We start from the raw sequence: 16,110 nt of genomic DNA on the forward strand, positions 1-16,110 counted from the left end.
TCTGAATAAGATATCCGAACAATCGCTGTGATTTTTGCAATAACACCTATCTGCAAATACTAGGTCGATCATTCAGATATCTGTATCTTGCCAACAGTCTATCCTGTATAAAGTTCTGTACTATTTTTGCAGTAATTGATTGATGGCATCATCTGCATCGTTCATGAGTGTCTCAGGATCTTCTCCTGCTAATAATTTTTCAATCAGTGGATTGATGATATCGTTATTGATCGCAGAGATTTGGGTAAAACCTGGTAAATATGGCTCTGCATAGTCCATTTGTTTCGATAATTCAGATACAATAGGATCATTTTTTACTTCTTCATCTTTTGCTACTGAATCCAAGTAGGCAGGAAAACCATTTTCGATACTCCATTTTTTACCAATTTCAGTTGTATTCCAATATTTCAAAAACTCATAGACAGCTTCTTTTTTATTATTATCTGTACTTGCCGGAATGGCATATCCTACGCCATCTAAAATAGCTGTTTTTTTGTCTGAATCACTCCCTTGTGGTAAGGTAGTCACATTATAATCAATCTCGTTTGCTTTCAATCCGTTATTTAACCATGGCCCATTGATTTCAATGGCTAGTTGACCAGCATTCATTAAATTGTCCATTTCGGCGCCAGAAATCGATTCTGGACCAGTCTTGTCTACATGGATCATTTTTTGGATCGCTTTTAACGTTTTAAGGTTCTCAGGAGACGCAAATTCAGACTTAGTATAATCATCGTTCACTAATTTACCGCCATTTGCTAACATCCAGTTATATAACGGTGCAGTTCCATCCTTATTGAAGACAAAACCTGATACATTTTTACTACTATCAGTTAATTTTGGTGCCATTTCTGTCAATTCTTCCCAAGTAGTAGGTGGTTGTTCAGTATCTAATCCAGCTTGTTTAAACAAATCATTATTCCAATACATATACATGCCTTGTACCTGCATGGGGACAAAATACTGTTTACCTTCTACTTCACCTAATTCAATAGCCGTTTCTTTAAAATCAGATTTATCTACTCCATCATATTCCCAGAAATCGTCTAATGGTTGTACCGCTCCGTTTTCTACATACTGTGCAAAATCTGGATAATTTAATGCAATAAAGTCAGGTGCTTTTTTAGAAGAAATCGCTGTAGGAAGTTTTTCATTCAAATTGGCCCAAGTCATGATATCCATTTCAATTTTGATGTTTTTATCATTTGTTTTATTAAATTCATTAACGATTTCTTGCAATATTTCACCATCAGATGCAGTAAACCCATTCCAAAAAGTCAAAGTCACTTCTTTATCAGAATCAGATTCTGCTGAACTTCCGCCACCGCAAGCTCCTAAAATACCTGTTGCAGCTACCAACAAAGAGCCAATTAACCATTTTTTACCTTTCATTTTTTGTTCCTCCTTCATCTGATAAACGACATCTGACCACATTCCAAGATAGCGGTTTCAATAAACAATTGATTTTCCCATCTTCAGCTTTTACATTTGTTGAATGACTTGGTTTTACTTGTTCACTTTTAGGAAGATTAGTTGCTTTTGTATCAAATCCACTCATTTCAGAAAAATCAATCACTCCCTCTAATGATAATTCAGACAAGTGAACAGTTAGATTCATTTCTTCTTCTCCACGGTTAACTGCAAATATGACAAGTTCTTTGTCATTTATTACGGCTATACTTTCTAAATACGGCACTTCTTCAAAATCTTCCGTCGCATAGTTTGCTGAACGAATTTGTGGGCTTAACACCTCTCCTTGTCCATACACAGCAGCTTGCATAAATGGATAATAGATCGTCTGTCTCCAAGCTTCTCCGTTTGTTTCTGTCCTGATTGGTGCAATAACGTTTACCAATTGAGCAAGACAAGCAATCTTTACTCTATCTGCATGTTTCAATAAAGTGATTAATAGACAGCCTAATAGTAATGCATCTTCAAAATTATAGTTATCTTCTAGTAAAGGAGGAGCAATCTGCCAAGGCGCTGCTTGCTCATCTTGTTCCGCTGAATGATACCAAATATTCCATTCATCAAAGGACAGGTTGATCTGCTTCTTACTATGTTTCTTCGCCTTGACTGTATCGCACATCGCTGTCACTTCAGAAATGAACCGATCCATGTCTAAGGAACGTGCAAGATAATGAGAAAGATCATTTTTTTGGTTGCCATAATATTGATGCAGAGACAAATAATCTATTTGATCGTACGCTTGATCAAGAACTGTTAACTCCCAATCACCAAATGTAGGCATTTGCCGATTCGAACTTCCGCATAAAACCACCTCAATTGAATCATCTACGAGTTTCATCGCCTTAGCCGTTTCCTCTGCTAACCGTCCATATTCTTCCGCTGTTTTATGTCCAATCTGCCAAGGACCGTCCATTTCATTCCCTAAACACCATGTCTTAATTCCAAAAGGGCTCTCTTGACCATTCGAACGCCTTAAATCACTCCAATAAGTTCCTTTAGGAAAATTACAATATTCGACTAAATTACGAGCTGCATCTACTCCACGAGTACCCAGATTGACAGCCATATTGATTTCGGCCCCCACATGCTGACACCAGTTATAAAATTCATGAATCCCAACTTCATTCGTTTCAATTGTCCGCCAAGCTAAATCCAACCTTCTAGGTCTATTTGCTATGGGCCCAATACTGTCTTCCCAACGAAATCCTGACACAAAATTTCCACCAGGATATCTAATCATGGGAATGTTCAATTCTTTTACCAAGTGAATGACGTCTTGGCGAAATCCACTTTTATTAGCTGATGGATGATCTGGCTGATAAATCCCTTCATATACTGCTCGTCCCATATGTTCAATAAATGAACTGTACAACCGCGGATCAACTTTGCCTACACGCTTGACACTACTAATCAACATTGTGGCTTCCATAACTGACCTCCTTTAATTTATACATGAATAATACACCTCGTTGAAAGCGTTGTCAATAATATAAATGTTAAACTTACTTATTTTTTATCGATTTTAATTAACCAAAATATTAATAATGATTAAAACAAATAATTTAATATAACTTTTATTAACAAATATGTTAATATATAAGAAAAACCTTTTAAGAGGTGATATATATGCAACTACAAATAAACGAAGAATCCTTACCGGTATATGAAGCATTAGCTAGTAAAACAAGGATCAAGATCATCCAGCTACTTTCCAAAAAAAAGATGAATGTCAAAGATTTGGCAAAAGAACTTGGAGTGAGCAGTGCTATCACGACGATGCACGTGAAAAAGCTAGAGGAAGCAAACATCATCAAAACAGAAAAAGTAGGACAACAAAAAATTTCGAGCCTTCGTGTCGATAAAATCGATATTAGTTTTCCAGAAAAAATATTCAATGCTTTTGATACGAAAGAAACATCGATACCTATTGGTCACTATACAAATTATGCAATTGAACCAACATGCGGTTTAGCTACGATCCATGATTTTATCGGGAAAGTGGATGAACCACGCTATTTTATGGATCCTCGAAGGATGGATGCCCGCATTCTCTGGTTTACCAGCGGATTTGTCGAGTATCAGGCACCTAATTTTTTAAATACAGAGGATACATTGGAGATGTTGGAAGTTTCTGTGGAAATTTCTTCTGAATTTCCTTTTTCAAATGACAATTGGCCTTCAGATATCACTTTCAGCCTAAATGGTGTGGAGCTAGGAACATGGACGAGCCCTGGAGATTTTGCTGATATCCGCGGTAAATATACGCCTGATTGGTATCCAGATAATCTTAATCAATACGGCTTGCTGAAGACGATCCGAATTACCAAACACTTGACGAATATGAATGGAGAACCCTTGTCAAACATCACGATCAACGACATCCCTAAAGAGCAAGACACTTGGCATTTGCGAATCGAAGTGAAAGACGATGCCAAACATGTGGGGGGCTGTACTTTATTTGGTAAAGGATTCGGTAATTACGATCAGGATATCAAATTAAAAGTTTACTACAGCTGATATTTTTCTTTTCTATTTTATAAAACAAAAACAGCCAATCCCTATGAAGGGACGGCTGTTTTTGCTTTATTGTTATTTCCAGAAATCATCCAAAACGGAAATTGGCAAATGTCGTTTATGTTGTGTCTTGTTCCACCATGCTTCGATTTTTTCTTGTGCTTGAGCGGGAACTTCTTTTCCTTCTAGATAATCATCAATTTCATTATATGTGACACCTAGTGCGACTTCATCTGCAATCATTGGTTTCCCATCTTCAAGATCTGCAGTCGGAATTTTTGTGTATAATTTTTCCGGTGCATTCAATGCTTGAAGCAATTGTTTCCCTTGTCGTTTGTCCAAACGGAATAATGGCAAAATGTCGGCTCCACCATCACCAAATTTCGTGAAGAATCCAGTAATGTTTTCTGCAGCATGATCTGTCCCTAATACGGCTCCTGCTCTTTCTCCAGCTACGGCATATTGCGTAATCATACGTTGACGTGCTTTGATATTTCCTTTGTTAAAATCGCTGATTCCCACACCTGCTTCGCTTAATACTTGTACTTGTGCATCAACAGCTGGTTTGATATTTACTCGCAGACTAACATCGGGCTGGATAAAGTCAAGAGCAGCTTTTGCATCTTCTTCATCTGCTTGTTCACCATAAGGAAGACGAACAGCGATAAATTGATAGTTTTCATCTTTTGTTTCTTCACGCATTTCTTCCATCGTTAGTTGCGCCAAACGGCCTGCTAAAGTAGAATCTTGGCCGCCGCTGATACCTAGTACAAAAGTTTTAAGAAACGGATATTTTTTCAAATATGCTTTCATAAAGTCAATACTTTTACGTATTTCTTCTTTTGGATCAATTGTTGGTTTGACACCTAATTCATTGATAATTTCTGTCTGCAGGCTCATTTATTCTCCTCCTATGCTTCTGTATGAAGTTCTGCTACGCTTTTTTTCATTCGTTCCATGATAGCCATTTTATGGTTCCAGCATTCAGTAGACAGATCGACTGGGTATTTTTGCGGATTCAAGTCTCGTTTATACTCTTCCCATAGTGAATCTAGATTTTCTTTTGTATATTCTTTGATTTCGTTTAGTGCAGGTAATTCGTAAACTCTTTTTCCTTCGATAAAGATATCTTGTAAAACTGGGCGAGCTGTAAAGTCTCGAACAGTTTTATTGATAAACGTATGCACTGGATGGAACATGAAGATAGCTTCTTCTTCTCGAGGGTCTTCATCCCATAATGTCACGTAGTCTCCTTCAGATTTCCCATCAAAATTTCGAGTGATGCGCCACACTTGTTTTTTCCCTGGAGTAGTTACTTTTTCTGCATTGCTTGATAACTTGATCGTATCCATCATTTTTCCTTCATCATCTTCGATCGATACTAGCTTGAATACTGCACCAAGGGCTGGCTGATCATAGGCTGTGATCAATTTTGTCCCAACACCCCATACATCAATTTTAGCTTTTTGCATCTTTAAATTCAAAATCGTTGCTTCATCCAAGTCATTCGAAGCATAGATTTTTGCTTCCGTAAATCCGGCTGCATCTAATTGTTCCCGAACACGCTTAGATATATAGGCCATATCTCCACTGTCGATGCGTACGCCTTGGAAGTTGATTTTGTCACCTAATTCTTTCGCCACGCGAATCGCACTTGGCACACCTGATTTCAACGTATCATAAGTGTCGACTAAGAACACGCAGTCTTTATGGGTTTTAGCGTAGGCCATAAATGCTTCATAATCATTTCCATAAGATTGGACTAACGAATGAGCATGGGTCCCGCTAGCTGGTATCCCAAATATCTTCCCAGCACGTACATTGCTTGTTGCATCTGCTCCGCCGATATATGCCGCTCTAGTTCCCCAGACTGCTGCATCCAGTTCTTGTGCCCGTCTAGTTCCAAATTCCAATAGTGGATCTTCTCCGATGACAGATTTGATACGAGCTGCTTTTGTCGCGATCAACGTTTGGAAATTGACCATATTCAACAGTGCTGTTTCTACTAATTGGCAGTGCGCTAAAGGCCCTTCCACTTGGATCAATGGTTCATTTGCAAAAACTAGTTCTCCTTCACGAGCAGAACGAACTGTTGCTTTAAATTCAAAATTTTGTAAATACTCCAAAAAACCTTCAGGATAGACTTCTAATCCACGCAAGTAAGCAATATCGGAATCATTGAACGTCAGATTCTCTAAATAATTGACTAACCGTTCCAATCCTGCAAAAACCGCGTATCCGTGGTTAAAAGGCATTTCTCGAAAGTAACATTCAAAAACAGCATGTAAATCAGCTCGACCTAATTCCCAGTATGTCTGCATCATATTGATTTGATATAGATCCGTATGCAGCGTCAAACTGTCGTCTGGGTAAGTATTATTCATCTTGTATTACTCCTCTTGGCAAGTTTTCATTTCCTACCCATTATAACAAAAAAAATTAATAGGAAAAGAAATCTTCCATTTTTTCTGAAAAAGCACATGTTTTACGGATATTTCTTGCTAAAAATGAACTCCATCTGCTAAAACTATCCTTTCTTATTGGTATTTAACCTAAACGAGAAAGAATACTTATTTTATTCAATGTATCCGAGACACGAAGAAATTAGCGTTTTCTATTTTTCTTACTTGATAAAATAAGTAGATTTTCCTACTACAATCGTAGCCGTTAAGATACCGATGATTGAACAAATATAACCAAATGTCTCTACAACATAATCAATGGCAAAAGTTTTTGAAGCAATAATACGTCTTTCCTTTTTTGCTTCTTATCCCCAAAGAAACGGATATAACTTATTATGTATTGAATTTTTTTGGAAAGGCGAATTATGACAAGATATACCTTGCGTTGAAAAAACTCGCGGAAAAAATATCACACGTTTTTAAAAAGATACAAAGTAAGAAAGCAGCTGTCAATAGAATGGAAACAAAAATGGCGAGACATCAATCAGTCTCGCCTTGTTTTTTATTGTATACATTAGATATGGAGCAGGTTACCATAAAGATGATTATTAGTCGTTATTAAATAGAATCCTTCGTATTTTTTTGTTCTATCACTACAATATCTTTATTTGGACGTTTGAATTGTATTCCGGCACGTTCTAGCTCCTGTTTCACTCCTACATGGACTTTGACATCTTCTCGTGTCATTTTTAAAACGTGATGAATCGCATAGTCGATTTCTTGCCTTGTGATTTTTTTCTTCGTATTGATCATCACGACTTGCTTTTTATCATATGTGTCTACCAATAGCAGTTGTGTTCGATCTAACGAAAATAATTTGTAATAATTAATAGCCGTATTCCCAAAAAAGAATTCCACTACTTTAGGATAAAATGTCTTAATATTTAAATTACTATTCACAGGTGTTTCGATTAGCTTCATCTCATTCCTCTTTTCTATATAGTCGATTTAGATCCAATCTTAAGTTATGTTACCATCTTTCCTAGCATTAAGGAATCGGTTACAATTGAACCTTTAAAGACAAAAGGATTTACCTTTTATCACTTAATAGTATAACATAATTTCATGAGAAAAAAATACAATTTTTTCTTGACCATCTCGTTACGTAAAGGATTATGCTTACATTTGTCAGGAGGAAAAATAATGGAGTACACAATAAAGAAAATGTCAGAGATATCAGGAGTCAGTCCGAGAACCTTGCGCTTTTATGATGAGATTGGACTGCTAAAACCAGCTAGGATCAATTCTTCAGGTTATCGGATTTATGGCAAAAAAGAAGTCGATCGTCTGCAACACATCTTATTTTATCGAACAATGGCATTCAAGTTGGATGATATCCAAGAGGTCTTAGACAATCCATCTTTTGACCACCAGAAAGCTTTAATCAAGCATCAGCAAATGTTGCTGGAAAAACGGGCACAAATCGATACCCTCTTGACAACTGTCCAACAGACACTTGATATGTACGAAGGAGGAAGAAAAATGAGTGACAAAGAAAAATTTGAAGGGTTTAAACAACAAAAGTTGAAAGAAAATGAAGAATCCTATGGACAAGAGATTCGACAAAAATACGGAAAAAAAAAGGTTACAGCATCCAATGAAAAATGGATGAATATGGATAAAGAAACGTATGAAGAAATGCAAACTGTTGAAAAGCAGATGTTATTTGATCTCACTCTTTACTTAAAAGAACCAGAAGATGAAAGCTTAGCAGACCGTATCTTCCAAGCTCATAAGAAGTGGTTATCTTACAGCTGGCCTGAATATCAGCCAAAAGCGCATAAAGGACTAGGAATGATGTACGAAGCCGATGAACGGTTCACTGCATATTATGACGAGCGAAGTGGTCATGGTGCAGCAAAAGCTTTAAATGAAATTATCCAAAAAAAGGCGTAATCTTTTACATGATCCAACAAAAAAGTACACGTAAAATGACCTAATAACAAAACAGCAGACACCCAAGTTAGATTTTTATGCTAACTTTTGGTGTCTGCTCCATTCTTTCACAAGTTTTTTCATCCTACTTTAAATATATTCATCGTTGAATAAACGTATAAGGTATTTTCACTTTATCCTTTTTTTCTGTAAGAAACAATTGAAATGCCATTTCTCCGCAAGCTTCCAGATGGTGGTCGATGGTTGGGAAACCAAGAAGCTCGCTGATCAGCAAATTATCGCGTCCAATCACCACTGGTGTCTTATCTTGCAGATAGCTTTGCAAGATGCCTGCTGCAACCATATCCGAATTTGTAAAGACACCATCAACTCCAAGCTCTTTAAAAAAGAAGCCTGCTTGTTTTCCTTTCTCTGCATCTATACAATCCCAAAAAACAAGTGATTCATCAAAAGATGGAAAAAGTTGATGACATAGCTGCAAAGTGATTTTTGAGTTATAACTTAGCCTGCCACTTCGCCCCAACGTGATGCCCAATTGCTTTATACCTTGCTGCTTCAAATAAGTAAGACCTTCTGTAATTGATTGTTCTCGATCAATAAAGACACAGCTTGCCTGTTTTCCCTTGATTTCTTCACAAAAAACTAGAGGTCCATATTTTTGATATGCCAATAAATCATCTAGTGTATTGGCACGAGACGTAATGATCAATCCATCGAAAGCTTTAGCTGCAAATTCTTCAAGATACCTTCGCTCTTTTTCTTTCTGATAGCCCGTCGGTAAAAGTGTCACTTTGTAATCATAATCAAACGCTGCTTCAATGATCCCACTGATCAACTGATCAAAATACGGATGATTGGTATAAGGCAGAATCACTCCAATGCTTTTCGTTTTTCCATAACTTAACTGTCTGGCATTTGCATTAGGGATATAATCGACTTCTTTCATGACCGCAAGTATTTCTTTCCTTTTTTCCTCATCTACATATGGATGTCCATTGATTACACGTGAAATAGTAGAAACTGAATAACCTGTGAGCTTTGCGATATCTCGAATGTTTGCCACTGCTGCTTCGCCACCTATACAAAAAGATTTTCTTGTAAATAGTCTACCACAGCTGGACCGCATTCAAAAAACTGATACATTTTTCCTTCATGCGAAAAACTGATCCGCTGCCCGCCCCAATATATATCTTTTGTCAAATTTTCGATTTCATTCATTGGTATTTCTTTTACTATATTCCTATTCAACCCTTGAAAACTGTACAACGTTAATACGGATCCCTTGAACTCGACAAACGCATAAAAATAATTGTTCGTTGTGCCATCTGTTATCTCTACATAAGTATTCATTGCAAGCCCTCCTTTTGATACTTTGAGTATAGTGTATGAAACGCGTCTCATAGCAAGGAGTTTGTTTTGCCAAAGAAAAGTTTTATTCCTCTTTCATTATTACCAAAGTCTCTTATTTTAAATTGAATACATTATAATGATACTGTAAATATATCTTTATTATTAGTGAATGGATATTTACTTTTAATAGATAAAAAATTATAACTATTAAAAATAACTATTTTCATTATAATTACACACAAAAAAGAGCGTGAGACAAAAGTAAAGAACACTTTTGTCTCACGCTCTAAACACGTATAAACAGCGGAAGCAGAAGCAACTCCTTCGGAAATAAGCTGAAATTCACAAAAATTTGAAAAGCAATTTCCGTGAATTTCTTCTTATTTCTTGGAGTTAAACGCTTCTGTTCCAGCCTCTTTTTATCTGTCTTTCACTAATGATCAGTTGTAGATAAGCAAGTTGCTTTTTCTTACATCATACCGCCCATCATTGATGGATCCATTGCAGGAGCTGCTGGCGCTGCTGGTTCTGGTTTATCTGCAACGACTGCTTCTGTCGTTAATAACAAGGCAGAAACGGAAGCGGCATTTTGCAAGGCAGAACGTGTTACTTTAGTTGGGTCTACGATACCTGCTTCAACCATGTTTACCCATTCTCCAGTAGCAGCATTGAAACCAGTGCCTAGTTCCACGTTCTTCAATTTATCAACAATCACTGATCCTTCATAACCAGCGTTTTCAGCGATTTGACGAATTGGTTCTTCTAAAGCACGAACAACGATCTTGATACCTGTTGCCACGTCTCCTTCTGCTTCTACAGCAGAAACTTTGCTGATAACGTTCACTAGAGCTGTACCACCACCTGAGACCATTCCTTCTTCTACTGCGGCACGTGTAGCATTCAATGCATCTTCAATGCGTAATTTTAATTCTTTCAATTCTGTTTCAGTAGCTGCACCAACTTTAACAACAGCTACACCACCTGCTAATTTAGCTAAGCGTTCTTGTAATTTTTCGCGGTCAAAATCAGAAGTTGTTTCAGCAATTTGGTTTTTGATCAATTGCACACGAGCTTCGATTGCTTCTTTTTCTCCAGAACCTTCTACGATCGTTGTATTGTCTTTATCTACAACAACTTTAGAAGCATTTCCTAAGTTTTCGATTGTTGCATCTTTCAATTCTAAACCTAGATCGTCAGTAATTACTGTACCACCTGTCAAAATAGCGATATCTTCAAGCATTGCTTTACGACGATCGCCGAAACCAGGAGCTTTTACAGCTACTACGTTGAATGTTCCACGGATTTTGTTCAATACAAGAGTTGGCAATGCTTCACCATCTACATCGTCAGCAATAATCAACAATGGACGTGATTGTTGCAAGATTTGTTCTAACAATGGCAGAATATCTTGGATGTTAGAGATTTTTTTGTCTGTGATCAAGATATATGGGTTTTCTAGAACAGCTTCCATTTTGTCGTTATCTGTTACCATATATTGTGATAAGTAACCACGATCAAACTGCATACCTTCTACAACATCTAGTTCTGTTTCGATCCCTTTTGATTCTTCGATTGTGATGACACCGTCGTTTCCAACTTTTTCCATTGCATCAGCAATCAAATGTCCAACTTTATCAGAACCCGAAGAAACAGCTGCTACTTGTGCAATGGCTTCTTTTGAATCAACAACAGTTGAGATATTATGCAATTCTTCGACTGCTGCTTTTGTTGCCAATTCGATCCCGCGACGAATGCCTAGAGGATTAGCACCTGCAGTTACGTTTTTTAAACCTTCGCGAACGATTGCTTGTGTCAGAACAGTTGCTGTCGTTGTACCGTCTCCTGCAATATCATTTGTTTTTGATGCTACTTCTGATACAAGTTTTGCACCCATGTTTTCAAAATGATCTTCTAATTCGATTTCTTTTGCGATCGTCACACCATCATTTGTGATCAATGGAGAGCCGTAAGATTTTTCTAGTACGACATTTCGGCCTTTAGGTCCTAATGTTACTTTCACTGTATCTGCTAATTTATCTACCCCGCGTAACATAGCTGCGCGTGCGTCTTCTGCAAATTTCAATTCTTTTGCCATGATTGATTCACCTCATTGATTATTTTTGATTATTTTTTTATCTTCCAAATTTACTCAACAATCGCCATGATATCTTTTCCTGCGACGATCAGATATTCTTTTCCTTCGTATTTTACTTCTGTACCGGCGTATTTTTCGAACATAACTTGGTCGCCTGCTTTTACAGCGGCAGGAACTTTTTCACCGTTTTCTAACAAACGGCCTTCACCGACTGCAACAACTGTCCCAGTTTGGGGTTTCTCTTTAGCAGCAGAAGCTAAAACGATTCCTCCGACAGTTTTTTCTTCTTCTTTTGCGACTTCGATAATGACGCGATCACCTAATGGTTTTAACACGATAAATCCCTCCGATAACTCTTTTTTTAATCTGTTAGCACTCTTAACCTTCGAGTGCTAACCTACATTTTTAATAATACTCATTCTCCCTCTTTTTTGCAAGCTTTTAAATCAAAGAAAAGAAATTTTATTCTGACAGCTGCTTATTGAAATTATGATATAATTGAAATCAATCGATATAAGCTTGCCTTGCATGCTTGTTATCCCTTAAAAGGAGGAATTACATGTCTTTAAAAAAATATAGCTTCCTCAGCATTTTTTGCTATGGTCTAATTTTTATCTCACCCTTGATCCTAGCTTCGATAGGACTTGTAAAATCTACGTCTGAATTGATCACAGCAACTGCAGTCATGTATATACTAGGCGCCGTTGTCCTAGCTATTTTTTATTTTAAGCAACGTGAACCCTTAGCGATCGAATCAGCGGTAAAAAAAGCTTCTGCTCCAAAGATTGTTATTTATGGATTGGTTGGAATCTTTGTCGCATTGATTCTGCAAAGCATCGCTGTCATGTTAGAATCTGTATTGTTTGGCAAAGCAACCCCTTCCGAGAATACACAAAATATCATCCAGATGATCATGGAAGCACCCGCTTTTATTTTGGCGACAACTGTTGCTGGACCCATCATGGAAGAGTTCGTATTCCGCCGCAGTATACTGGGGATCATCAGTCGATATTCAAATTTTTGGGTCGGAGCAGTGATCAGCTCTTTGCTGTTTGCGTTTGCTCATAATGATGGTCATCTGCTAATCTACTTTTTCCTAGGTTTCTTCTTCAGCCTAGAGTACAAAGCAACTGGTCGGATCTGGACATCGATGATCACACACGTAGGAATGAACACATTAGTTGTTCTTGTTCAATTAGCTGTCCAAAAAGGGCTAGTATAAACATGACTATAAATACTCCTGTCATCCTAGATTGGTGATTTTCCCAATCTAAAGCGACAGGAGTATTTTTGTTTTTTAGTCGTTCATCTTTTCTGCTGCTCCATCATTTTTTGTCTGTCTTTCCTTTTTGCAGTTTGCAGAATCTATTTTTTTCAAAAATGGGAAATAAATGAAAAAACTAATTGACAACACGATACCTTGTAAAATCGCTGCAGGCACTCCGCCTACTAAGAAACCCGAGAGGATCGGCGGTGTTGTCCAAGGGACTTGGACTGCTGTAAATAAAGGAACGAATCCAAAATATAAAGCGGAATAGGTAATCAATCCTGAAACGACCGGTGCGAAAATAAAAGGAACAGCCATCATCGGGTTCATCACGATCGGTGTGGAAAAAATAATTGATTCATTGATGTTGAAAAAGGCTGGTAAAAGAGCAAGATTTCCTAATTCTCTGTATTTCTTCGATTTCGCAAAAACCGTCATAAAAAATACAGCCCCTAACGTCAATCCAGCACCCGTAACCGTCATGAACTGATCGAGAAATTGCTGAGTAACGATATGTCCGCCATTTGCCACCGTCAACTCTTGTCCTGAGGCTAAGATTTCTGCATTTGCTAATGAATTCGCTTGCAAGACGGGACTAACCAACCCATTGACCATCGCAGATCCATGAAGACCAAATAACCATAAAAACGGAACAAAAAAACCTAATAAAAGCACACCAAACAACGTGTCTATGAACGATTGAATGGGAAGCTGGACATATGTCCATACTCCTTGAACAACAGTCATTCTGAACAAATGTTGAAAAACCGCTGAACCGATAAGCGTAAAAGTGACTATAACAATGATTGGAATCAATGAAGTAAAAGACTGCCAAACATTTTCAGGTATCTTCTCTCTTTGCTTCCACCCTTTCGCAAGTCTTACTAAACGTGCATAGCCCCATCCGATGATGAGCCCAGTTGTAACTGCTCCTAGTATCCCTTCAGCACCTGTCCAGACAGTATCTATCTGAGTATTTAGTGGCTGAATAAGCAGTAGATAAGCAGACAAGGCTGTTATGCCGACTGGTAAGCGATCGATGTCTTCTTCTTTTGCATAAGCGTATGCAATGGCAAAAACGATCCAAAAGGCTATCACATCAAATGTAGCCTGGTATACTTGTGTAAAATACATAGAAAATCCTGTTTTGTCTATCCACTGAGCGATGTAATCCACAGGAAAATGAGCAAATAAGAAAAACAGCGAGCCAACAATAATTATTGGGATCGTGTAAGTCATTCCATTACGCAAAGCAGTTAAGGGTCTAAGATTCACAACAGATGTTATCATTGGTAAAAAGGCACGATCTAACCACTCTTTCATTTCTTATCTCCTTCAACTTCTATTTTTATCAATCAGTTTTCTTAATTTAACTATACCCAATGATCACGAACCATGAAAGGAATGCGCACTGAGCTTTTCAAAAATCGGATTCTTTGACGAATATTCAGCAACTGCTTACAATGGACAGGAATAAAAAAGGAGGTTTTTTATGAAAATTGCACTCATTGGAGCTACTGGCCATGCAGGTTCATTTATTTTAGACGAAGCATTGTCCAGAGATTTAGACGTGACGGCAATCGTGCGTCATCCAGAAAAATTGCCATCAGATGTTCCGTTTATACAAAAGGATTTATTTGAGTTGACAACTACTGATCTTGCATCTTTTGATGTTGTCGTTGATGCTTTCAACGCTCCCAAAGGAAAAGAAGAAATGCATCAAACTTCTTTGTCCCATTTGATTGAGATGCTTGAAGGAACCGATACACGCTTAATTGTCGTTGGGGGTGCCTCTTCGTTATTCTTAGATACAGAAAAGACGACTCGTATGATTGACCAAGTACCTAAAAATGCACCCTTCTATCCAACAGCTTTCAATATGTACGAAGGATTGTTAAAATTGAAACAATCTAAAAATCTACATTGGACTTATATCAGTCCAGCTTCTTTATTTGATCCACATGGCAAACGTACAGGTACTTATTTGTTAAGTGATGATTATTTACAAAGAAACGCTGCTAGCGACAGTACGATCAGCATGGCAGATTACGCGATTGCATTAGTAGATGAGATACTGGATGAGAAACATGAAAAGCAGCACATCAGTGTAGTCAGTCGATAATACGGTTATTTTTTTAATATGCTAAAAAAATAAAAATAGAAGATAAAACCAACCCTGATTGATTTTATCTTCTGCTTTTTATATTTTTATTGATTGAACTGTTTAAATCGAAAATAGCTCAGTTGCTTCATCTGGATCTGTATCATAGATTTCAAAATCATGTCCAACGCCAAAATCTTTTTCTTTCAAAACATTTTCCATTGTTAAATGAGCAAGTTCTTTCATATTGTTTTCCTTGCTAAGATGGCCAAGATAGATTCGTTTGGTCCGATTACCGATCACATCAGTCATGACAAGTGCACCGTCTTCGTTGGAAAGATGTCCTCTATCTCCTAAAATACGCTGTTTTAAATTCCACGGATAAGGTCCCATGCGTAACATCTCAAGATCATGATTACTTTCCATCAAATAACCATCGGCATTTTCAATGACACCTCGCATATAATCACTGCAATATCCGGTGTCCGTCAACATGACGAATGACCGATTTTCTTTATGGAAACGATAAAATTGCGGAGCCGCTGCGTCATGGGAGACGCCGAAACTCTCAATATCGATATCGCCGAATGTTCTGACTTTCCCCATCTCAAATAGATGTTTTTGTTCCACTGGTACATTTCCAATCAGTGGTTCCATCGCTTCCCAAGTCTGCTGATTGGCAAAAACATCCAAATGATACTTACGAGCCAAGACACCCACGCCATGTATATGATCTCGATGTTCATGCGTCACAAGTATTCCATCTAATTGGTCCGGTGTCCGATCAATTTGAGCCATCAAGGAAGTGATTTTTTTACCGCTAAGTCCTGCATCGACCAAAAGCCGTTTTTTTTCACTTTCGATATAAAGTGAATTACCCGAACTTCCACTTGCTAGGATACTGATTTTAAAAGCTGGTTTTTCTTCAGCCATTTGACTCCTACTTCCCTTCTTA

Annotated in this window: 15 protein-coding genes; 4 read left to right on the top strand and 11 right to left on the bottom strand. The window is 37.6% G+C overall.

Annotation, left to right across the window (positions count from 1 at the left end; all coding sequences use genetic code 11):
* Positions 1-120: 120 nt before the first annotated feature.
* Together ACIFUW_RS11490 and arfA are read right to left on the bottom strand one after the other, a co-directional pair.
* Positions 121-1,410 (bottom strand): ABC transporter substrate-binding protein, encoded by a 1,290-nt coding sequence (locus ACIFUW_RS11490; RefSeq protein ID WP_002321046.1) that lies wholly within the window; start codon positions 1,408-1,410, stop codon positions 121-123.
* Entirely contained in the window at positions 1,382-2,899 is a 1,518-nt protein-coding gene (gene arfA / locus ACIFUW_RS11495; RefSeq protein WP_002287297.1) for an arabinosylfuranosidase ArfA, read from the bottom strand. The genes ACIFUW_RS11490 and arfA overlap by 29 nt, the downstream gene beginning before the upstream one ends.
* A gap of 197 nt (positions 2,900-3,096) precedes the next feature.
* Here arfA and ACIFUW_RS11500 point away from each other — a divergent pair, with 197 nt between their 5' ends.
* Positions 3,097-3,987 carry an ArsR/SmtB family transcription factor gene (locus tag ACIFUW_RS11500; protein WP_002287299.1) on the top strand — a complete coding sequence of 297 codons (891 nt, stop codon included), beginning with the start codon at positions 3,097-3,099 and terminating at the stop codon, positions 3,985-3,987.
* Positions 3,988-4,059: 72 nt separating this feature from the next.
* Here the strand turns inward: ACIFUW_RS11500 and nadE are convergent, their stop codons facing one another.
* From nadE to ACIFUW_RS11515, 3 genes are all read right to left on the bottom strand, one after another.
* A complete protein-coding gene (gene nadE / locus ACIFUW_RS11505) occupies positions 4,060-4,884 on the bottom strand; it encodes an ammonia-dependent NAD(+) synthetase (protein WP_002287302.1) in 825 nt (274 codons plus the stop codon).
* Positions 4,885-4,895: 11 nt separating this feature from the next.
* Positions 4,896-6,368 carry a nicotinate phosphoribosyltransferase gene (locus ACIFUW_RS11510; protein WP_002287304.1) on the bottom strand — a complete coding sequence of 491 codons (1,473 nt, stop codon included), beginning with the start codon at positions 6,366-6,368 and terminating at the stop codon, positions 4,896-4,898.
* A 636-nt stretch (positions 6,369-7,004) separates the two neighbouring features.
* Positions 7,005-7,367: a DUF1827 family protein gene (locus ACIFUW_RS11515; RefSeq protein ID WP_002287305.1), complete on the bottom strand. Its 363-nt coding sequence runs from the start codon at positions 7,365-7,367 to the stop codon at positions 7,005-7,007.
* A 222-nt stretch (positions 7,368-7,589) separates the two neighbouring features.
* Here ACIFUW_RS11515 and ACIFUW_RS11520 point away from each other — a divergent pair, with 222 nt between their 5' ends.
* Positions 7,590-8,342 (top strand): MerR family transcriptional regulator, encoded by a 753-nt coding sequence (locus tag ACIFUW_RS11520; RefSeq protein WP_002294124.1) that lies wholly within the window; start codon positions 7,590-7,592, stop codon positions 8,340-8,342.
* A gap of 139 nt (positions 8,343-8,481) precedes the next feature.
* On the opposite strand, the gene ACIFUW_RS11525 is transcribed toward ACIFUW_RS11520, so the two are convergent.
* The 4 genes from ACIFUW_RS11525 to groES all read right to left on the bottom strand — a co-directional run bounded on the left by ACIFUW_RS11525 (position 8,482) and on the right by groES (position 12,122).
* Positions 8,482-9,405 carry a LacI family DNA-binding transcriptional regulator gene (locus ACIFUW_RS11525; protein ID WP_002294125.1) on the bottom strand — a complete coding sequence of 308 codons (924 nt, stop codon included), beginning with the start codon at positions 9,403-9,405 and terminating at the stop codon, positions 8,482-8,484.
* A gap of 14 nt (positions 9,406-9,419) precedes the next feature.
* The gene (locus tag ACIFUW_RS11530; RefSeq protein ID WP_002287308.1) at positions 9,420-9,692 is read right to left on the bottom strand and encodes a hypothetical protein; all 273 of its coding nucleotides are present in this window, start codon (positions 9,690-9,692) and stop codon (positions 9,420-9,422) included.
* A gap of 469 nt (positions 9,693-10,161) precedes the next feature.
* Positions 10,162-11,787 (bottom strand): chaperonin GroEL, encoded by a 1,626-nt coding sequence (gene groL / locus ACIFUW_RS11535; RefSeq protein ID WP_002290607.1) that lies wholly within the window; start codon positions 11,785-11,787, stop codon positions 10,162-10,164.
* Positions 11,788-11,837: 50 nt separating this feature from the next.
* Positions 11,838-12,122, bottom strand: coding sequence for a co-chaperone GroES (gene groES / locus ACIFUW_RS11540; RefSeq protein WP_002288862.1), 285 nt, complete (start codon positions 12,120-12,122; stop codon positions 11,838-11,840).
* Positions 12,123-12,346: 224 nt separating this feature from the next.
* On the opposite strand from groES, the gene ACIFUW_RS11545 reads away from it, so the two are divergent.
* Positions 12,347-13,009, top strand: a complete 663-nt coding sequence (locus ACIFUW_RS11545) for a CPBP family intramembrane glutamic endopeptidase (protein WP_002288860.1) — start codon at positions 12,347-12,349, stop codon at positions 13,007-13,009.
* A gap of 75 nt (positions 13,010-13,084) precedes the next feature.
* On the opposite strand, the gene ACIFUW_RS11550 is transcribed toward ACIFUW_RS11545, so the two are convergent.
* On the bottom strand, positions 13,085-14,377 hold the full coding sequence (locus tag ACIFUW_RS11550) for a PTS sugar transporter subunit IIC (protein ID WP_002303458.1): 1,293 nt from the start codon (positions 14,375-14,377) through the stop codon (positions 13,085-13,087).
* 169 nt (positions 14,378-14,546) lie between these two features.
* Between ACIFUW_RS11550 and ACIFUW_RS11555 the strand changes: the two genes are divergently transcribed.
* On the top strand, positions 14,547-15,176 hold the full coding sequence (locus ACIFUW_RS11555; RefSeq protein WP_002303461.1) for an NAD(P)-dependent oxidoreductase: 630 nt from the start codon (positions 14,547-14,549) through the stop codon (positions 15,174-15,176).
* 102 nt (positions 15,177-15,278) lie between these two features.
* Here ACIFUW_RS11555 and ACIFUW_RS11560 read toward each other — a convergent pair whose 3' ends face one another.
* Positions 15,279-16,088 (bottom strand): MBL fold metallo-hydrolase, encoded by an 810-nt coding sequence (locus ACIFUW_RS11560; RefSeq protein ID WP_002288854.1) that lies wholly within the window; start codon positions 16,086-16,088, stop codon positions 15,279-15,281.
* Between the last annotated feature and the right edge of the window lie 22 nt (positions 16,089-16,110).

It is taken from the genome of Enterococcus sp. PLH-Efm8 (genome assembly GCF_053011625.1).